This is a genomic window from Arthrobacter sp. 1088 (assembly GCF_031455315.1).
Lineage (GTDB): Bacteria > Actinomycetota > Actinomycetes > Actinomycetales > Micrococcaceae > Arthrobacter.
The window spans coordinates 420584-439848 of record NZ_JAVDSM010000003.1; the positions used below are offsets into that span (position 1 = coordinate 420584).

At 62.4% G+C, this 19265-nt stretch carries 15 protein-coding genes; 6 read left to right on the forward strand and 9 right to left on the reverse strand.

The genetic code is table 11. The annotated features are described in order from the left end of the window. The first annotated feature begins 2 nt into the window (after positions 1-2). Entirely contained in the window at positions 3-734 is a 732-nt protein-coding gene (locus J2Y41_RS06815) for an ABC transporter ATP-binding protein (RefSeq protein WP_224091492.1), read from the forward strand. Continuing rightward, a complete protein-coding gene (locus J2Y41_RS06820) occupies positions 731-1912 on the forward strand; it encodes an ABC transporter permease (RefSeq protein ID WP_309927415.1) in 1182 nt (393 codons plus the stop codon). Before J2Y41_RS06815 ends, J2Y41_RS06820 begins: the two co-directional genes overlap by 4 nt. On the opposite strand, the gene J2Y41_RS06825 is transcribed toward J2Y41_RS06820, so the two are convergent. Both J2Y41_RS06825 and J2Y41_RS06830 read right to left on the reverse strand, forming a co-directional pair. After that, a complete protein-coding gene (locus J2Y41_RS06825; protein ID WP_224091496.1) occupies positions 1890-2582 on the reverse strand; it encodes an ABC transporter ATP-binding protein in 693 nt (230 codons plus the stop codon). The two genes, J2Y41_RS06820 and J2Y41_RS06825, sit on opposite strands and share 23 nt — an antisense overlap. 2 nt (positions 2583-2584) lie before the next feature. Beyond that, on the reverse strand, positions 2585-4012 hold the full coding sequence (locus J2Y41_RS06830) for an FtsX-like permease family protein (RefSeq protein WP_309927417.1): 1428 nt from the start codon (positions 4010-4012) through the stop codon (positions 2585-2587). Between the two features lie 375 nt (positions 4013-4387). On the opposite strand from J2Y41_RS06830, the gene J2Y41_RS06835 reads away from it, so the two are divergent. Next, a complete protein-coding gene (locus J2Y41_RS06835) occupies positions 4388-5839 on the forward strand; it encodes a pectate lyase (protein ID WP_309927419.1) in 1452 nt (483 codons plus the stop codon). Between the two features lie 96 nt (positions 5840-5935). On the opposite strand, the gene J2Y41_RS06840 is transcribed toward J2Y41_RS06835, so the two are convergent. The 4 genes from J2Y41_RS06840 to J2Y41_RS06855 all read right to left on the reverse strand — a co-directional run bounded on the left by J2Y41_RS06840 (position 5936) and on the right by J2Y41_RS06855 (position 11275). Beyond that, positions 5936-7033 carry a sugar-binding protein gene (locus J2Y41_RS06840; RefSeq protein ID WP_224091499.1) on the reverse strand — a complete coding sequence of 366 codons (1098 nt, stop codon included), beginning with the start codon at positions 7031-7033 and terminating at the stop codon, positions 5936-5938. Between the two features lie 52 nt (positions 7034-7085). Then, positions 7086-8354 (reverse strand): multiple monosaccharide ABC transporter permease, encoded by a 1269-nt coding sequence (mmsB, locus tag J2Y41_RS06845; protein WP_224091500.1) that lies wholly within the window; start codon positions 8352-8354, stop codon positions 7086-7088. Positions 8355-8398: 44 nt separating this feature from the next. Continuing rightward, positions 8399-9955 (reverse strand): multiple monosaccharide ABC transporter ATP-binding protein, encoded by a 1557-nt coding sequence (gene mmsA, locus J2Y41_RS06850; protein ID WP_224091501.1) that lies wholly within the window; start codon positions 9953-9955, stop codon positions 8399-8401. 129 nt (positions 9956-10084) lie between these two features. After that, positions 10085-11275, reverse strand: coding sequence for an ROK family transcriptional regulator (locus tag J2Y41_RS06855; RefSeq protein WP_309927424.1), 1191 nt, complete (start codon positions 11273-11275; stop codon positions 10085-10087). A 254-nt stretch (positions 11276-11529) separates the two neighbouring features. Between J2Y41_RS06855 and J2Y41_RS06860 the strand changes: the two genes are divergently transcribed. Beyond that, on the forward strand, positions 11530-12336 hold the full coding sequence (locus tag J2Y41_RS06860; protein ID WP_309927426.1) for a carbon-nitrogen hydrolase family protein: 807 nt from the start codon (positions 11530-11532) through the stop codon (positions 12334-12336). Here the strand turns inward: J2Y41_RS06860 and J2Y41_RS06865 are convergent. Further along, positions 12333-13958, reverse strand: a complete 1626-nt coding sequence (locus tag J2Y41_RS06865) for a PucR family transcriptional regulator ligand-binding domain-containing protein (RefSeq protein WP_309927428.1) — start codon at positions 13956-13958, stop codon at positions 12333-12335. The two genes, J2Y41_RS06860 and J2Y41_RS06865, sit on opposite strands and share 4 nt — an antisense overlap. Then, positions 13948-15189, reverse strand: a complete 1242-nt coding sequence (alr, locus tag J2Y41_RS06870; protein ID WP_309927431.1) for an alanine racemase — start codon at positions 15187-15189, stop codon at positions 13948-13950. The genes J2Y41_RS06865 and alr overlap by 11 nt, the downstream gene beginning before the upstream one ends. 140 nt (positions 15190-15329) lie before the next feature. On the opposite strand from alr, the gene J2Y41_RS06875 reads away from it, so the two are divergent. Further along, on the forward strand, positions 15330-16811 hold the full coding sequence (locus J2Y41_RS06875) for an amino acid permease (RefSeq protein WP_309927459.1): 1482 nt from the start codon (positions 15330-15332) through the stop codon (positions 16809-16811). Then, positions 16811-18517, forward strand: coding sequence for an FAD-dependent oxidoreductase (locus J2Y41_RS06880; RefSeq protein ID WP_309927433.1), 1707 nt, complete (start codon positions 16811-16813; stop codon positions 18515-18517). Before J2Y41_RS06875 ends, J2Y41_RS06880 begins: the two co-directional genes overlap by 1 nt. A gap of 85 nt (positions 18518-18602) precedes the next feature. Here J2Y41_RS06880 and J2Y41_RS06885 read toward each other — a convergent pair whose 3' ends face one another. Next, positions 18603-19121, reverse strand: coding sequence for a gamma carbonic anhydrase family protein (locus J2Y41_RS06885; protein ID WP_309927434.1), 519 nt, complete (start codon positions 19119-19121; stop codon positions 18603-18605). Between the last annotated feature and the right edge of the window lie 144 nt (positions 19122-19265).

Consider the following 19265-nt stretch of genomic DNA (forward strand, 5'->3'; position numbering starts at 1 on the left):
GTATGGACGCGATAAGCACCAGGGAAACCCTCGTCAGTCTCCGCTCAGTGACCCGTTCCGTGACGCTGCCGGACGAGCAGCAACTGCATATCCTCCGAGGCGTCGATCTTGAGGTCCAGAGCGGTGACCACACGGCCATTGTCGGCCGGTCAGGATGCGGAAAGTCGACACTGCTCAACCTCTTGGGGCTCCTGGATGTCCCCACGTCCGGTGAACTGGAATTCCTCGGCAACCCTGCGGACCGATTGAGCAGCAACGCCCGCGCCAGCCTGCGTGGTTCCACAGTTGGCTTCGTGTTCCAGCAGTTCAATCTGCTGCCGGGACGCAATGCTTTGGACAACGTCATCACTCCCTTGTTTTACGCCAAGGGCAGGGAGTTTTGGCGCCGCCGCGAACTGGCCATGGACATGTTGGACCGCGTTGGATTGGCCGCCCGAGCCAACACCATGCCAAACATGCTGTCCGGCGGTGAGCAGCAACGCGTTGCCATCGCACGCGCCTTGGTCCGCAGGCCACGGCTCATCCTTGCCGATGAACCAACAGGCGCATTGGACGTGGAAACCGGTCAGGCTGTCATGGCCTTGCTGGACACCGTGGCCACGGAAACAGCGGCCGCACTGGTGACCATCACGCACGATACCAATGTGGCGGCACTGGCCCGTGCCTGCTATCGACTGGACACCGGAGTGCTGACCCCGCTGGCACTTGCCGAAACAGCAGGAGTCAGCGCATGACCGGCTTCATGTCCACGCTGGTGGAAGCCTGGCAGGAACTCCGGATCAACAAGGTGCGTATCCTGTTGGCTCTCCTTGGGGTCGCCTTGTCTGTTGCTGCGCTGACATCCGTGGTGGGCCTCGGCAGCCTGGTACGCGAGGGGATCAAAGTGCAGTCCGAACGCGATGGAGGCCGCGTGGCAACGTTGACGCTGGGCGTCAACGGCCCGAACGCTCCCGATGCCGAAAAACTGGAGAAAGCCTACGAAGGAATCCAGCAGCGTTACGGCATCACCACGTCTGCACATGTGGGCCGCACCCAGGCGGGCTTCCAGTTTCCCCGCGGCGTGACCACCGTGAACATGACCATCGTGGACATCGGGTATGGCACCATACACCGCGTGCCCCTCACGCAAGGGACGTGGTTCGCCGCCGACGACGACCAAAGGCTCGCACCCGCCGTCGTGGTCTCCGAAGGCTTTTACAACCAAGCGGGCAGGCCCAACCTGGCCACCAATCCCACCGTCACCATCCCAGGTGACCAGCCGGCAACGGCGGTGATTATCGGCGTCGTTCCCGATACCTGGCCCGACTCTCCTCCGTCCGCGTTCATCCTCACCAACGCTGCGGCAATGACCGGTATGCAAGCTGATATGTCCGAGTTCAAGATCTGGGTGGGGGAGGAACAGGCCGCCGCACTGACCGCCGCCATCTCGGCGGACCTGCAGGGCCAGTTCCCGGGATACTACGTCCAAGCCCAACGCGTCGACTTCGCCGCCTACAGTGATCCGCTGGGACCGGCACAGTGGATTGTGGGCGGCGTAGCCGGACTGGTGCTCCTGCTCGGTGCGGTGGGAATGCTCAACATTTCCATGGTCACCGTGCGCTACAGGGTAAGGGAAATCGGCATCCGGCGCAGTTTCGGTGCGACGTCCGGCCGGATCTTCTTCGGCGTCATGATGGAATCCGTCGTAGCCACGGCGGTTGCCGGAATAGCAGGCGTCATGCTGGCTGTCGCAGTGGTGAAGAACCCTTGGATCGAGTCAAAGGTAGCGCCCGGCCTTACCGAATATCCGTCCTTCCCCGTGGACGCAGCGCTCCTGGGCCTTGGCGCGGCTGTCCTTGTGGGCGCACTCGCCGGAGCCATCCCGGCGCTCGTGGCGGTGCGCGTCAAGGTCATCGATGCAATCCGCTTTTGACCTCCTCCGTGAGCCGGCCCTGCTGAAGCCGGAAGCAGCGTTCCGTTTTTTGCGCCAGGCTGCGGTCGTGGGTGACAACCAGGATGGTGGTGTTATGGTCCCGGCTCAGTGAGCTCAGCAGCTCAATGATGTGCTCGCCGGTCTGCTCATCGAGGTTTCCCGTGGGCTCATCGGCAAGGATCAGCTTGGGCTCGTTGGCCAGTGCCCGGGCGATCGCGACGCGTTGCTGCTCGCCACCGGAAAGGCGGTTGATCCGACGCGACTGCTTTTCCGGATCCAACTGCACCTGCTCCAGCAATTCCTTGGCCCGCTTCAGCCGCGCAGCCTTCCGGACCCCGGCGAACTCCATGGGCAGCATGACGTTGTCCACGGCGCTGAGGTTCGGGATCAAGTTGAACTGTTGGAACACGAAGCCGATATCACGACGGCGGTACTCGGTCAGCTTGCTGTCCGGCAGTCCCGCCAGGCTGACGCCATCCACGACGACGTCTCCGCTGGTTGGTTTGTCCAGCGCACCCAGGAGGGACAACAGCGTGCTTTTGCCGCTGCCGCTCTTGCCGACGATGGAAGCAAGAGATCCCTTCTCCAGCTGGAAACTCACACCATTGACAGGCTTGATGGTCCTGTCGCCGGACTTGAACTGACGGACCAGGTCCTTGACTTCAATCACGGCTATTCTCCTCGGAGTACTTCGATGGGACGGATGCGGGCGGTCAGCAAGGCCGGGACCAACGCGCCGATGATGGCCACCGCGAAGACCGCGGCGATGCCTGCAGCGATGACACCGGGGGAGGCGCTCGCGGTGACGGAAGTGAGCAATTGGGAGGCCCCGCCGAACGGACCGCCCTGGCCACCGGCGAAACCTCCACCGGCGAACCCTCCACCGCCAAAGCCGCCCGCGCGCTGGGTGGCTGGGGCCGCCGTCGCGCTTGTGTTGGAACTGATCAGCGCGGACGCGATACTGCCGCTGGCGAGCGATGCAATGGCGGCACCCACCACGCTGCCCAAAGCCACGAGAACCAGCGATTCAAGGACGAACTGCAGGCCGATAGTGCGGTTGCGGGCACCGATGGCCTTCAGCACGCCAATTTCGCGGCGGCGTTCACGGACCAGCATCACCATGATCAGCAGGATGATGAGTCCGGCGGTAGCGAGTGCAGCAATGAACGCGACCAGGGAGATGTTCTTGACGCTGTCCAGCGAACTGACCGCGGTTTCGAGGTTGCGTTGGCCTTGCGTGACGTCTGCTTTGCCGGTTCCCAACGCGGCCTGAACTGCCGTTTTGGTGCTATCGACGTTTTCCATGCTGTTGACTGTGACGATCATCGTGGAGAGCTCGTCAGGGGTGCCCGCCAGCGTCTGGGCCTCGGGAAGGGTGACGTAAACGGCGTTGTTGCCGAAGGCGGTTCCGGCGTCGAAGATGCCCGCCACCGTGAAGGTCTTGTCCTGGATGGTGAACGTAGAGCCGACCGTAAGGCTGTTCTTCTCGGCCAGCGTCGTTCCCACCAGCGCTTTTGCCTGGGCCGTGGCGTAGTCGCCCAAGCCCGTGCCGCTGGTGATGTCCAAGGCCTTGCCGGTGCTGTCAACCTCGGCGCCGATGCCCGTGGCCGTAATAGGAAGGGTGCGAATCCGCTGGGTGGTGCCCGTACCTCCGGTGTTGGTGGTGGAGCCGTTGCGGTTGCCGAGGGTGCCGGCATCGATGGCTGCCGTGAGGTTGGTGGTGACGCTGGCCTGCTGCCCGCCGGGACCGAAACCGCCCTGAACGGCTTGCTCGGTGGTGCCCGTTTCTGCCGTGGCCGTCTGCAGACGCAGCGCCTTGGTACCCACCACGGACGTCACGTTGGTGACCGAGGCTGCCGTCTGCGCTTGAGCAGCGGTGAGCGGTTCGCCTCCACCTTCGAAGCCCTGCCCACCAGCCGGATTCACTGTCAGGGTGGTGCCCACGGAAGCATTGAGCTCCTGGACCTTGGCACCCACGGCCTGGTTGGCAACAAGCATGGCCAACGCCAGGCCGATCGCTACGGCCAGCACAGCGACTACCGCGGCCGTTCTGATTTTGTTGCGGAAGGCATTGCCTACGCTTCGGGCAAGGACGCTCACGTTTCTCCTTTGGACCTGCTGGGTTCCGCAGACCGCTGGCTCGCGGGCTGCAGGTCCAACACTGCTGAGCGCTGCTGTGCGGGAAGCCTGCCGAAGCTATGCGTGGGCTGTGAAATGTGCGGAGGTCAGGCAGGTCCGGATTCCGAACGACCTCTTGACAGCGTGACGAGCTGCACAGGCATAATAGGACAGCCCCTTGAGAAAGCGCTTTCTCCCAGTGAGGGCAAGGAAAAGCAGTTAGTCGAATCGCCCATTCCCGCTACCAGGCATGTGCTCTTTGGCGTGCCGGAAAACAGGCCAATGACGTCCACAATATCCCCGAACAACCTTCACTCCCGATTCCCGAACCGCCCGTTACGGCGACTTCCAGCCACGGTGGCAGCAGTAGCAGGCATCGCGCTGGCGGCAACGCTGGCAAGCGCGCCCCCGAGCAGCGCCGAACCGGTTGATCTGCACGGTTCGCCCACAGTCTCAATACACGATTCAGCTCCCACAGGTTGGGCCTCCGTTGGCAGCACCCCGGCCGGCCCGGGGACCAACGGTGGGTCCGACGCCCCGTCGGAGAACGTTCACGTGGTGAGCACCTTGGCAGAACTCAAGGCAGCCACGCTGAATAACGGCGACCCCAAGGCACCCAAAATCATCTACATCCGGGGGACCATCAACGGTAACGAAGCCCCTGACGGAAAGATCCTTGGCGAGCAGGACTACGCTCCCGGCTACAACATCCAGAAGTATATGAGCTGCTTTCTGGACAATGGCAAGACCTGGAGCGACCAAGCGTTCCCGTACTGCAAGCAAATGAGGCAATTGCGTCAACAGGGCAGCAACGCCATGAAGCGGCAGATCGAGGTGAACCTTCCGAGCAACACCACGCTGCTGGGACTGGACGACGACTCCGGGTTGGTGGGAGCAAACGTGATCATGAACGTTGCCAGCAACGTTGTGATTCGGAACTTGAGCATTGAATCCCCCGTGGACTGGTTCACCACATGGTCTCCCGACGACGGCGACGGCGCCTGGAACGCCCGCTTCGACTGCTTGTCCGCCGTAACCTCGGACCACATCTGGATTGACCATGTCCTAGTGACAGACGGCCGCTATCCTGATAGCGAGGCGCCCAAGGACTTCAAGAACGAGCCCGTTATCCGCCACGACGGCCTGCTGGATTTGAAGGACGGAACAGACTTCGTCACGATCTCCAACAGCCAACTCAAGGACCACGACAAGACGAGCCTTCTGGGATCCGGCGACGAGCATGTAGACAAGGACGGCGGAAAGCTCCGCGTAAGCTTCATTTCGAACCTCTTCGAGAACACCCAACAGCGTGGTCCCCGCGTCCGCTTCGGCCAGGTGCACGTTCTGAACAACTACTTCGTTGGCAGTAGCGAGGACCCGGACTATCCCATGATTAGTCAGGAGCAGGGCGGCACCAGCTACTTCATCGGTGCGGGCTACGATTCCCGGATCTTCTCCGAGTACAACGCCTTTGACTACTCCGGGTCGGACGCCGATGAATCCATCACAGTCACCAGCTACAACGGCAATATGTTCAGTGATACCGGTTCCTGGTTCAACGGTGACCCCGTCAACCTGGAAGCCATCGCCCAAGACTCCTTTGACGAACGCAAGGCGGAAGCGGTCGCCGCCGCGGCTGAGTCGGGCACCGACGTACCCGAATGGGCCCAGCGTGACTTTACGTCCGACGTCGGCTGGTCACCTTCGGATAACTACGAGTACCGGACGCTGAAATCGCCGGACGCAGTCCGCAAGGCGGTGCTGAATTTTTCGGGACCCGGGGTGATCAAGGTCCAAGAGGGGAAGTAGCCCCTACAGTTCAGGCAAAGCGAAAGCCCCGGCCCGCCTGCTGGCGGACCGGGGCTCTGCTGTTAATTAGTGCTCGGTGTTACTTGGTGCTCGGTGCTACTTGGTGATCGGGCCGAGTACCGGATCGTCGACGTAAGCCGTCTTGACGTTCGCTGCCGTCACGATCTGCGGCGGGAGCAGGTAAGCCGGAACAGTCTTGACACCGTTCTTGTAAGAATCCTTGTCATTGATTTCCAGCTGCTTGCCGGCCTGCAGGTCCTTCACCATGGTGATGGCGTGCTCAACCAGCTTGCGGGTGTCCTTGTTGATGGTGGAGTACTGCTCGCCAGCCATGATCGACTTGACCGACTCAACCTCGGAGTCCTGGCCGGTGATGACCGGCGTCGGCTTTCCTGCGGCCTTGACCGAGTTCAGGATGTAGCGTGCCAAGAGGTCGTTCGGGGAAAGTACGCCGTCCAGCGGGGCCGAGGTGTAGCTGCCTGCCAAGAGGGTGTCCGCACGCTTCTGCGCGTTTTCGCCCTTCCAACCCTGGGTAACAGCCTGCTCGAAAGTGGTCTGGCCGGAGAGTACCTTCAGGGTTCCGTCGTCGATCTTCGGCTTCAGGACGCTCATGGCGCCGTCGAAGAAGACCTTGGCGTTGGCATCATCCGGGGAACCGGCGAAGAGCTCGATGTTGTACGGGCCGGAAGCCTTCTTGGCCTTCAATCCGTCCAGCAAGGCCTGGCCCTGGAGCACACCGACCTTGAAGTTGTCGTACGCCACGTAGTAGTCCACGTTCTCCGTGTTCAGGAGCAGACGGTCATAAGCAATGACCGTGGCGCCGGAGTCCTTGGCCTGCTTGAGCTGCGTACCCAGCTGGGCGCCGTCGATTGCGCCAACGATGATGACCTTTGCACCCTTGGTGACCATGGCGCTGATCTGGTTCTGCTGCTCGGACACGCCGCCGTTGGCGAACTGGACGTCGGGCTTGAACCCGGCGCCGCTGAGGCCGTCGTTGAACAGCTTCTCCGCGAGGACCCAGTTTTCACTGGTCTTCTGCGGAAGGGCTACGCCGATCATCGAGTCCTTGGGGAACGCTTCCCCGCCAGCAGTGCTGCTGCTTGAGCCGCTGTCAGAGCGGCCGCAGGCTGTCAGCGCCAGTGCCGCGATGGCAGCGACTGCTGCTGCCTTTCCTGCTTTACCAAACATTCGCATATCTTGGTTCACTTTCTGTGTGGGTGGGGTGGAGCGAGTCGATGGAAACCGGTCAGGCTTCCTTGGAGATGACCTCTTTGGTGGACGTGGTCTCGTCCGGCTTGATGTCGTTGTTGCGCTGGAAGTTCTTCATCAACAGGCCGGTGATGGACCGCTTGCCTTGGATCTTGTTGTAGACATCGAAGGCTACGGCGGCCAGGAGCACCAGGCCCTTGATGATCTGGGTGAGGTCGGCGCCTACGCCCAGGAGCTGGAGGCCGTTGTTCAGCACGGCCATCACCAGGCCACCGACGATCGAGCCGATCACGGTGCCAACGCCGCCGGTAACTGCGGCGCCACCGATGAACACGGCTGCGATTGCGTCCAGTTCCCAACCGACGCCGTCAAAGGGGCCGGATGCGGTGGATCGGCCAACGAAGATCATGCCGGCGAGGCCTGCAAGGACGGACATGTTGAGCATGACCATGAAGTTGACCTTCTTGGACTGCACACCGGACAGTTCTGCTGCGTGACGGTTACCACCAACTGCGTAGACGTGGCGGCCAAGAACGGTCTTGTCAGCGATGAAACCATAGATCAGGACCAGCACGGCCAGGATCAAACCGGGGATTGGGAAGGAGGTTCCGGGGCGGCCGGTGGCGAAGAGGTACGTGGCGTAGAGGATGGCACCGCAGATCAGCACCAGCTTGGTGACCTCAACCCAGAGCTCGGGAACGTCGGCGCCGAGGGCTTTGTTGGTAGCTCGGGCCCGCAGGGACATGATGACAACGAACGCCGCGGCCACGATGCCCAACAACAAGGTGAGGTTGTTGAAGCCCGTGTTTGGCCCAATTTCCGGCAGGTAGCCCGAGCCCAGGTACTGGAAGTCGCTGGGAACAGGGATGGTGTTGGATTTGCCTACGAACTGGTTGAAACCACGGAACAGGAGCATGCCTGCCAGCGTCACGATGAAGGCGGGGATGCCCACATACGCTGTCCAGAACCCTTGCCAGGCGCCGATGATTGCACCGAGCACCAGTCCGAAGAGCACACCCATGTACCAGGGGATGCCCCAGTCCCGGATCGCGAGGGCTACGGAAACACCCACAAATGCGGCCACGGAACCCACGGAGAGGTCAATATGGCCGGCAATAATGACCAGGACCATGCCGATGGCCAGGATCAGGATGTAGGAGTTGCCGTTGAACAGGTTGATCACATTGCCCGGGGTCAGCGTCCGGCCCTCGGTGAAGATCTGGAAGAAGACGATAAGTGCCACCAGGGCGAAGATCATGCCGAACTGGCGGGTATTGCCACCAAATAGCTTCTTGAGCGCGTTCATTGTTTTGGTCCTTGTGTCAGGAAGGGGTGAGTCTGGGCCAACGGTCAGGCCGTCTTGCGGGCGGAGGTCATGAGTTTCATCAGGCTTTCCTGGCTCGCTTCGTTCTTGTCCAGGACACCGGTGATGGCGCCTTCAAAAATGGTGTAAATGCGATCGGACAGGCCCAGGAGCTCAGGAAGCTCCGAGGAAATGACAATCACTCCCTTGCCCTGGTTCGCCAGCCGCTGGATGATGCCGTAAATCTCATACTTGGCGCCGACGTCGATTCCCCGCGTGGGTTCGTCAAGAATCAGGAGATCCGGATCGGTGAACATCCATTTGGCCAGCACCACTTTCTGCTGGTTTCCGCCGGAGAGCTTGGCGACGCCTTCCTCCACTGACGGTGTCTTGGTACGCAGGGATTTTCGGTACTCCTCTGCAACCGAGAACTCCTTGCGGTCGTCCACCACTGTGTACTTGCTGATCGCCCGGAGGTTCGCCGCTACCGTGGTGGTCTTGATGTCATCCAGCAGGTTCAGGCCGAGGGACTTCCGGTCTTCCGTGACGTAACCCAAGCCGGCGTCGATGGCCGCCCGGACGCTGCGGAGGTTGACCGGCTTGCCGTCCTTGTAAACCTGTCCCTTGATGTAGCGACCATAGGAGTGCCCGAACAGGGAACGGGCAAGCTCTGTGCGGCCGGCCCCCATGAGTCCTGCGAAGCCCACGATCTCACCGCGGCGTACGTAGAAGTTGGAGCCCTTGCAGATCAGGCGGTCCTGGATCTGCGGGTGGCCGACGGTCCAGTCCTTGACCTCGAAGAAGATCTCGCCGATCTTGGGCTCATGGTCCGGGAAACGGGACTCGAGCGTCCGGCCCACCATGCCTTTGATGATGCGGTCCTCGTCAACGCCATCCCGCTTGACGTTCAGTGTCTCGATCGACTTGCCATCACGGATGATGGTGATCTCATCGGCAATCTGTTCGATCTCGTTGAGCTTGTGGGAAATGATGATCGAGGTGATGCCCTTGCCCTTCAGGCCCAGGATCAGGTCCAGCAGGTGCTGGGAGTCCGATTCGTTCAGGGCCGCTGTGGGCTCGTCCAGGATCAGCAGGCGGACGGACTTGTTCAGCGCCTTGGCGATTTCCACCAGCTGCTGCTTGCCGACGCCAAGTTCCTTGATGGGGGTGTCCGGGTCCTCACGGAGGCCAACCCTGGCCAGCAGTTCAATGGAACGTTTCCGGGCTTCTGCCCAGTCGATGATTCCCCACTTGCTGGGCTCGTTGCCCAGGAAGATGTTCTCGGTAATCGAAAGCTCCGGGATCAACGCCAGTTCCTGGTGGATGATGACGATGCCCGCGGCTTCGCTTGCGCGGATGTCCTTGAATTGCTGCGTTTCGGCCATGTACACGATGTCTCCCGTGTAGCTGCCGTAGGGGTAGACCCCGGAAAGAACCTTCATCAGCGTGGATTTTCCGGCGCCGTTTTCACCACAGATGGCGTGGATCTCGCCGGCCTTTACGCGCAGGCTCACATTCGACAAAGCCTTCACGCCGGGGAATTCCTTCGTGATCGAGCGCATCTCCAAGAGGATGGGTTCGTCTTGCGTGTCAGGGGTTGTCATCAGCCCTTACGCCTCCAATGCATGACTTCGTTGTCGCTCCCCAAATGGCGGAGCTGTCTGATGAAAAAGTAAACTGGATCACCTATCTTGTCGTCAAGACTTGAACACAAGAACCAGCTAACGATTTCGTTACCTACCCGTAATTCCAGCTTGTTGGAACACCAAGGCAGCCGCGCCAAGCGCTTCGGCACGTGCTCCCAAGGACGACATTGCGAGGTGCGTTGTTTCGCCCACCACGGGTACGGCGTGACGAACAAGGCCCCTGCGGATGGGGTTGAGAAGGAGGTCGCCAAGGCCCGCCAGGGGCCCGCCGACGACGATCACTTCAGGGTTTATCAGGTTGGCCACGTTGCCCAAGGCGCGCCCCACGGCAAGGCCGGCATCATCCACTACGCGTTGGGTTGCGGAGTCACCAGCGAGGCAATTCCGGACAATGTCCTGGGGCGTCAGCGATGTCTCTTTGCCCCGGCCCAGCAGCTCGATCATGGTGGTGGTGGAGGCGATGGTTTCGAGGCATCCGCGGTTACCGCACCGGCACATCAGCCCGTGCTCGTGGATGGTCGCATGGCCGATTTCTCCCGTGATGCCCACGTTCCCGTAGTAGGGCACGCCGTTCAGAATCAGGCCCGAACCAATACCGGATCCGATCTTGAGGAACATCAGGTTGGAGACGCCGCTGTGGGGTCCCCATGTCACCTCCGAGAGGGCGCCAAGATTGGCGTCATTATCAACAAATACGGGGCAATTCAGGGCTTCCTCAAGCCTATGCAGGATATCGATCCCCACCCATTCGGGCAGGATGGCACCTTGCGCCACCGTCCCCGATCTACGGTCGATCGGACCAGGGATACCCGCGCCGGCTCCCACCACAGCACTTGGATCGATGCCATTTTCGACGAGCAATCTTCCCAATAACCGGACTGCGGCTGCGATCCCTTCCTCTGCATGGTGGCCGAGTGGAAGTTCGATGAAATCCTCTGCGATGACGTGATATCCGAGGGAGGCCAGAACCACCCGCAGGTGGCGTCGGCCGAAGTCGATTCCGACGGCGACTGCACCGTTGCTGTTCAACCTCACGTTGGTTGCCCGGCGTCCGGAGCTGGTGGTTGGCTCGGTGGAAACGAGGCCTGCGTCCTGCATGATTTTCACAATGTTGGACACCGTGGCAGTGGAGAGTCCGGTCTGCCTTGAAAGCTCGGCCTGCGTAGACGGCCCGCTCAACAAGCACTCGATAATCCGTTGCTGGTTCAAGTGCCGGAGCGCGGACTGCGAGCCGGGTTTTCGGGGTTGGCTCTTCGTTGAGCGCTGCGTAGCGGGCATGACAAGAAGATTGCCCCAAAAGCGACCTTGTAGTCAAGAAGTGAACACAAGGAGTCACGCTTCCGCGACATACTCCAACGCAAGAAGTCCCACATCCCTCTGGTTGTGGGGCCTGATCTGCGTGCAATGCGTCCCGCTTCGCCCGCCTCCGGGTCTAAATGCCCCGCTCCACGTGTCAGACCACAGGCCTACTCTGGAAACAAAGAAGACTTCCGGCCCTCACCGGTCCGGTACCCGGTGCAATCAAGGTGGTAATGATGCTGCTATCCGTCCTGCAGGCCAACGCTTCAGTCCTGGACGTCGAGGCGAACCTGCGCACGATCGACGACGCCGCCCGGCGCGCAGCACAGGCAGGGGCCGGGTTGCTCCTGACGCCGGAGCTCTTCCCCGTGGGCTACGCACCGCTGCGGCTTCACGCCGAGTTGGACCCGGCAACACTTCCCGGCATCCGCGAACGCCTCGCTGGCATCGCCCGCCGGCACAACATCGGACTCGTGTACAGCCTTCCGGCGCCATCTCCCGAGGACAACGCCTGGCACATCACCGCCACCCTCGTGGACGGCAGTGGCGAGGAACTCCTCCATTACGCCAAGGTCCACCTCTTTGGCGCGGAGGAGCGCAAGGCGTTCGTCGGCGCCCAAGCACCTCCCGCCGTCGTGGATTTCAACGGGATCCGCACGTCGATCCTGATTTGCTACGACGTCGAATTCCCGGAGGCAGTCCGGGCAGCGGCAACCCGCGGGGCTGAACTCCTGCTGGTCCCCACGGCGTTGTCAATGGGGTTCGACAACGTGCCGCAGGTGCTCATCCGTGCCCGCGCGGTGGAAAGCCAGCTCAACGTTGCGTACGCCAACCACAGCGGGCACGAGGACATCTACAACTTCCTCGGCGGCAGCGTCGTTGCCGGCCCCGATGGCTCGCTGCTCGCGGCTGCGGGGGAGTCGGCAGCGCTCCTGTTCGCGGAAGTGGGCACGGAGACGGTGAAAGCCGCACGCGACGAAGTCCCGTATCTGCGCGAACGACGCCCTGAGCTCTACCGGAAATGGGAGGCGGGCGCCTAAACCGCGCCTCCCTCGGACCCCGTCAACCCGGCAACAAGCTCGTCCGCATACTGCAGCGCGATCCATAGTTCTGCCCGGACCTGTGCCTGGTTGAGGTCCTTGTCCAGCAGCTCACCGAGGACGCCTATTTGCCGGCGGACGCTGTTGCGGTGCAGGCCCAGCAGTTTGGCCGAACCATCCCAGCTGCCGTTTTCGCTGAGCCAGCCGCGCAGCACTGACAGGAGGGAATCACGGCGGTCAGGTTCCAGGGACAACACGGGGGCAAGGAGGCGCTCGGCCAGCATGGTCCCTGCCTCGCGTCCCAGAAGACCGGTAACAGACCACTGCACTTCGTCCACGCGGACACTCTTTCCGCTGGACAACACCCGCCCGCGCAGCGAACTTACCCGCTGATACGCCGTCGCAAGCCCGGTGAGTTCGGTGGGCTCGCCGATCGCCAGCCTCCAGCCAAGCTTTTCGACGTCGGCAAGCAGCGCGTCATCCACCTTCAAACGGGTGATGGCCGCGAAGCCGTAGTCGGTTATTTCCACGAGCTTGGTATCGAACAGCCTGCGCCACTGCAGCAGCTCACGGACCGGGCCGTCGCCGGCGGGCCAGTCGGGGGATTCGGCCTTGATGCCCTGCACTACCCGCATCTGGCCCGAACGCGTCGAGGAAAGGCTTTGCGCCAGCAGGTCTTTGAGTCCGTTGACGTGCTTGGTAGCGCCGGTGGACAAGGTGTCCGGATGGAGGAGCAATGCCGTGGCAAGCTGGCTCGGAGCAAGAGACCCGCTGGTTCGTTGACGGACCAGCAACTCCAGCAAACCCACCGCCGACTGCACAACATTGTTCTGCGCAGGCGTCAGGGGAGCGTCCGAGCCAAGAATCAGCGCCCCAAGGTTCGCGTCCTTGGTACTGCGCAGAGGATGACCGAACACCAGGGCAGACCCAGGCTGTTCGAAACCATCCATCTCCACGCGCGGTCCGCTGCCGGTCAGCAACCGTTCCAGCAGCGGCGCCAACAAGGAATGCTCGACGCCGGTGCTGCCGCCGGCATTGTGCCCGCGCGCCCGCACGCGTCCGTCCGCCCCGACCAGCACGGCCCACACGGGAACGCGCTGGACGAGGGCTGCCAGTAATTCATGCTCCGGTCTGGGGGAGAGGACTGCCCGCATGAGTTGGCGGTTGGTTTCCGCCAATTGCCGGAATACGCGGGCGTTGTCCGATTCCAGGAGCTGGGAGAACTCCAGGCCGATCGCGGCGAAGGGCACGGACTCAGGGACCTCAAACAGGGTGAGGTTGTGCCTGCGGCAGGCGTCGAGGAGGACGTCCGGGACGGCGTCGAAATAGGGCCTGATGCCGAATCCGAGGGCGGCCACCTTCGCCCCCACCAGACGCCGAACATACGCGTCCACGCTGGCCGCCGAGCCGCCGTCCCCAAGGAAAGGCAGGCCGGCGGTCAGCAGGAACTCGCCCTCTGGAAGGTAAGGGGTGGGATCTTCGAGCTCGCTCGGTTCCACCCACCTCAGCAGCGAGGCGCCGCTGCCGCCGTCGTGAAGCATTTTCAACTCGGGCGGCAGCTGCTCCAGGAACTGTTCCAGCGTGACGAAACTCAGGCGGGCGGTGGCGGGCTCAGGCAACATGGTCCTGCCCGGCGGCTGCCGGCTCCTGGTAGTCAGGGCACTCGTAGGCTGCGTCTTCTTGGGTGGCGTATACCCGCGGCAGTCGAGGCGCGATCCTGTTGATGATTTCATCCCCGTGGCTGCCGATCGCGGCACCCCAGTCGTCGGCGCTCGCCGCACCGGTGGCCGGGTCACCGAACAACACCGCAGTATCGCCTACGTCGATCCCGGTCGCGTCGGGTCCGAGGTCCACCATGAATTGATCCATGCAGACCTTGCCGATGACCGGGACGCTGCGGCCCCCGATGTTCACCACCGAGCGGCCGCTGATGCCTTTCGGGATGCCGTCCGCGTAGCCGAGCGGAATGAGCCCCAGGTAGCGGGGTTCATAGGTGATGGCCTGGTGCTCGTAGCTGACGCCAGTGCCTGCAGGGACCTTCTTGACCATCACCAGCGGGGCCGTGACGCTGAGGGCGGGCCGTAATCCGAAGTCGGTCGGATTGAGGTGGTCTGCGGGGGCGAGGCCGTAGATCGCCAGTCCCGCACGGACCATGTCGAAGTGGAATTCCGGCCGGTCCAGGATATTGGCTGAGCTGGAAACGTGCCTCAGTTCAGGCTTCAGACCGGCAGCGCGTGCCTCACGGACGGCGTCTTCGAACTCAGCAACAGCGCTGGCATTCTCAGGATGGGCGGGCACATCGGCCCACGCCAAGTGGGTCCAAATGCCGCGGACAAGAACCGTGCCGTCCACTTCCGCTTGCCGGGCATGGGCTACAAGTTCGGCCCAATCCTCCTTTCGCGCCCCGCCGCGGCTCAGCCCGCTGTCCAGTTCAAGATGTACGACGGCGGGACGGCCAAGGCGTTCGGCGATGCCTGCCAGCACCTGGAGTTGGTGGACGCTTCCGAGGGAGACGTCGATGTTGTTTTCGAGTGCTTCCAGGATCGTGTCGCTCGTCTGGGATGCCAGATACAACCACGAAAGGATCGGTGCTGTGATGCCGGCTTTGCGCAGTGCGATGGCTTCGGTGAGCTGCGCGGTTCCCAGCCAGTCGGCGCCGGAATCAACGGCCGTACGGGCTACTTCCACGAGCCCATGCCCGTAGGCGTTGCCCTTCACTACGGCCATGAAGAAGGGTGCCTTGGTGCGGTCCTTCAGGGCCTTGATGTTGTCTGAAATGGCGGACAGGTCCACTCTGACCTGACCGGAGAGGGCCAGCGGTCCGCCCTCTTGGTACTGTGCAATACGTCTCATGGTTGAACACTATAGGTCATTTTGCACCATTGTGTGAGGTGGCTTACATGCCAGTCTTGTGGAGGGGAAATCGAAACTACTTTGAAGGGACGTCAAGGGTGACTGTGCCTGTGAACACTCAGAACTCAACGGCGGCGAGCATGGCCAGGCCAAGCCTCGGTGCCCAACTCCTGCGCCGCAAGCCGATCGGGCAGATGGTCAACGAGGCCGGAACCGGCGAAAGCGGCACGCCGCTGGTGCGCAGCTTCGGGGTCCTGCAGCTGACCATGATCAGCGTCGGTGCAACACTGGGCACCGGCATCCTGGTGATCCTTGGCGAGTCCGTGCCGCTGGCCGGCCCGGCCATCTGGATCTCCTTCGTGATCGCTGGTTTGGCTGCGCTCTTCTCCGCAGTGTCCTATGCCGAAATGGCAGGGCTCGTCCCGGTGGCAGGCTCCAGCTACTCCTACTCCTACGCCACGATGGGTGAGGGCATGGCGTGGATCTGCGGTTGGTGCCTGGTCCTGGAATATGCGGTGTCCGTGGCCGCAGTTGCCGTCGGCGCCGGCCAGTACGTCAACGAGACACTGGCTGCGTTTGGACAGGTCCTGCCCGATGCGATGAGCCAGCCGCCAGGCGATGGTGGGGTGGTAAATGTTCCCGCCATGGTGATCGTGGTTCTTGCCATGATCCTGCTGGTCCGGGGCGCCCGTGAAAGTGCATGGATCAACACGGCGATCGTCATCATCAAAGTAGGCATCCTGATCTTCTTCTGCGCCGTCGCTTTCACCGCTTTCAATGCCGGAAACTTCGAGCCCCTCATGCCGATGGGTGCAGCCGGTGTCTCTGCCGCAGCATCAAGCGTCTTCTTCTCCTACATCGGATTCGATGCCGCCTCCACCGCCGGCGAGGAAGCCAGGAACCCCAAGCGGGACCTGCCACGTGCCATCATGCTCTCCATGGTGATTGTCACCAGCATCTACGTCCTGGTATCCGTAGCCGCGATCGGTGCCCGTCCGTGGGGCTGGTTCGATGGCACGGAAGCTGCCCTGGTCCAGATCCTGCACGAGATCACCGGCCAGCCGTGGATCGCTTTGGTCTTCTCTGCCGGTGCAGTGCTTGCCATCGCCAGCATCGTGCTGACAGTCCTCTACGGCCAGACCCGCATCCTGCTCTCAATGTCCCGCGATGGCATGGTGCCCAAGGTCTTCGGCCGCGTCTCCCGCCGCACCGGAACACCAGTCGCCGGGACCCTGATAGTGGGAACCGCCGTCGCACTCACCGCTGGCTTGGTCCCGCTGGGTGCCCTGGCCGATGCAACCAGCATCGGCACGCTGTTCGCCTTCGCACTGGTCAATGTCGCCGTGATCTATCTCCGGCGCAACCGCCCGGACCTTGACCGGAGCTTCCGGGTCCCGCTGTACCCGATCACCCCAATCCTGGGCACGCTGATGTGTGCCTTCCTGATGCTCAACCTCGGCGCAGACACCTGGATCACGTTCGGTGTTTGGATGCTGGTGGGCATCGCCATCTACTTCGGCTATGGACGCCGGAACTCCAAGGTAGCCGCGCTCAGCGAACAGGACTACCGTGAACTGACCACCAGGGCCGCGAGCCCGGAACCTGTGAAAGCCGCAAACTGATGACCATCGCTACCGAACTTCCCACAGCCGACGTTGCCGCTTCCGCGGCGGAGGCAGGCGAAGCCCCCATCACCATGCTCAACCCGGACTTCCCGTTCAGCTATGACCATTACCTGGCACACCCGGACGGACTCGGAAACGTTCCAGAGGAGCGCTACGGCACGGAAGTAGCCGTCATCGGCGCCGGCCTGTCAGGGCTGGTCACCGCCTATGAACTCATGAAACTTGGCCTCAAGCCCGTGATCTACGAGGCAGACCAGATCGGAGGCCGTCTTCGCACGGCCAGCTTCCCCTCGGCGCCCGGCGTCGTAGCCGATCTTGGTGGCATGCGTTTCCCGGTCTCCGGCAAAGCCTTCTACCACTACGTGGACCTTCTTGGCCTGGAAACACAGGACTTCCCCAACCCGATGGCCCCGGCGACGTCCAGCACCGTGATCGAACTTGCGGGCAAAAAGCACTACGCCACCACAGCAGATGAGCTGCCGGAATTTTTCCAGGAAGTGGCCGATGCCTGGAAGGCCGCAGTCAACGATGGCGCTGCGTTCGCTGAAATGCAGGACGCCATCAAGGCCCGCGATACCAAGCGGATCAAGGAACTCTGGAACGCACTCCTGGCCGAACTGGACGAGCAGACGTTCTACGGATTCATCGCAGCCAGCAAGTCCTTCAAGGAAGCCGGCTTCGCCCACCGCGAAGCGTTCGGCCAGGTGGGCTTCGGAACCGGCGGTTGGGACACCGATTTCCCCAACTCCATCCTGGAGATCCTCCGGGTTGTCTACACCGACGCAGACGACCAGCACCGGCTCATCTCGGGAGGAGCGCAAAGGCTCCCCGAGGCACTGTGGAACCACGCGCCGTCGGACCTTAAATACTGGCCGGCCGGCACGTCACTGTCGTCGCTGCACTCCGGCTCCCCGCGTGGAGCGGTGGACAACATCCGCCGGGCAGACAACGGTGACCTTGTGGTCCGCGAAAACTGGGGACGCGAAGCCACCTACCAGGCGGTGGTAACCACTTGCCAGTCGTGGCTGCTGTCCACGCGCATCCACACCGAGGAGGCTTTGTTCCCGGCCGAGCTGTGGACCGCGATCGAGCGCTCGCACTACATGCAGTCGTCAAAGACGTTCGTGATGGTGGACCGGCCCTTCTGGAAGGACATCGATCCCGAAACCGGACGCGAAGTCCTGTCCATGACGCTCACCGACCGCCTCAACCGGGCCACATACTTGCTCGACGACGGCCCTGACAAGCCCGCTGTCATCCTCCTGTCCTACACATGGAACGATGACGCGCTGAAATGGCTTGCGCTCACTGCCGAAGAGCGCGTCAAGCTCATGCTGCATTCGTTGGAGCAGATCTACCCCGGCGTGGACATCGCCAGCCACATCGTGGGGCAGCCGATCACTGTCTCCTGGGAAGCGGACCCCAACTTCATGGGTGCCTTCAAAGCCAACCTGCCGGGGCATTACAGGTACCAGCAGCGGCTCTTCACCCACTTCAAGCAGGATCAGCTGCCGGAGAGCCAACGGGGCATCTTCCTCGCCGGTGACGACGTCTCCTTCACCGCAGGCTGGGCCGAGGGCGCCGTGACCACGGGCCTCAACGCCGTGTGGGGTGTGGTGAACCACCTGGGCGGATCGTCCGTTGCCGGCAACCCGGGCCCGGGCGACCTGCTGGACGAGTTCGGCCCGATCAGCCTGGACTGAATTTCCCTCGACCAGATGTGTTGCGGGGCCTGCCCTGCGTCCCAAACCCCGGGTTAGGGCACAGGGCAGGCCCCCGCATTCGCGCCTAAGCGTGCATTTCCCGGTGCGCCGCAGCGAGATCCTTGTAATGGGCGGCGTTGTGCTTGACGCCCTCAAACTCTTCGTCGGTCAATTCGCGGCGCACCTTGGCGGGAACCCCGGCCACGAGTGATCGCGGCGGGATGACTGTGCCTTCCAGGACCACGGCGCCGGCTGCGATGAGCGAGCCCGTGCCGATCACTGCGCCGTTCAGGATGGTGGCGCTCATGCCGATGAGGCAGTCGTCCTCCACAGTGCAGCCGTGGACCACTGCGCTGTGCCCGACGGAGACGCGCTCGCCCACCGTGCAGGGGAAACCGGGATCGGCGTGCAGGACCACGTTGTCCTGCAGGTTCGATCCGGCACCGACGCTAATGGCAGCCGTATCTGCGCGCACGGACACGCCATAAAAGGCGCTGGAGTCCTTGGCCAGCGTGGCCTTGCCGATGATCGATGCGGTGGGTGCCACGAAGGCGGATTCATGGATGGCCGGGGTGTCCCCGGCGAAAGTGTAAGAGGGAGCCATGGAGCCAGCTTAGTTCCCAACTGGGTAGCAGCAGAGCGCGTTTAGGGGCGGCGGTTTCTAGCGGTTATCGCAACAGGAAGGTTCTGATCATCTCATTTGGGGTGCAGAAGTCGAAGCGTTGGCGGGGTCTGTCGTTGAGTTCGT

Coding starts and splice junctions, on each gene's coding strand:
- J2Y41_RS06815 (WP_224091492.1), top strand. CDS start 3: ATGGACGCGATAAGCACCAGGGAAACCCTCGTCAGTCTCCGCTCAGTG.
- J2Y41_RS06820 (WP_309927415.1), top strand. CDS start 731: ATGACCGGCTTCATGTCCACGCTGGTGGAAGCCTGGCAGGAACTCCGG.
- J2Y41_RS06840 (WP_224091499.1), bottom strand. CDS start 7,033: ATGCGAATGTTTGGTAAAGCAGGAAAGGCAGCAGCAGTCGCTGCCATC.
- mmsB (WP_224091500.1), bottom strand. CDS start 8,354: ATGAACGCGCTCAAGAAGCTATTTGGTGGCAATACCCGCCAGTTCGGC.
- mmsA (WP_224091501.1), bottom strand. CDS start 9,955: ATGACAACCCCTGACACGCAAGACGAACCCATCCTCTTGGAGATGCGC.
- J2Y41_RS06855 (WP_309927424.1), bottom strand. CDS start 11,275: ATGCCCGCTACGCAGCGCTCAACGAAGAGCCAACCCCGAAAACCCGGC.
- J2Y41_RS06860 (WP_309927426.1), top strand. CDS start 11,530: ATGATGCTGCTATCCGTCCTGCAGGCCAACGCTTCAGTCCTGGACGTC.
- J2Y41_RS06865 (WP_309927428.1), bottom strand. CDS start 13,958: ATGTTGCCTGAGCCCGCCACCGCCCGCCTGAGTTTCGTCACGCTGGAA.
- alr (WP_309927431.1), bottom strand. CDS start 15,189: ATGAGACGTATTGCACAGTACCAAGAGGGCGGACCGCTGGCCCTCTCC.
- J2Y41_RS06875 (WP_309927459.1), top strand. CDS start 15,330: ATGGCCAGGCCAAGCCTCGGTGCCCAACTCCTGCGCCGCAAGCCGATC.
- J2Y41_RS06880 (WP_309927433.1), top strand. CDS start 16,811: ATGACCATCGCTACCGAACTTCCCACAGCCGACGTTGCCGCTTCCGCG.
- J2Y41_RS06885 (WP_309927434.1), bottom strand. CDS start 19,121: ATGGCTCCCTCTTACACTTTCGCCGGGGACACCCCGGCCATCCATGAA.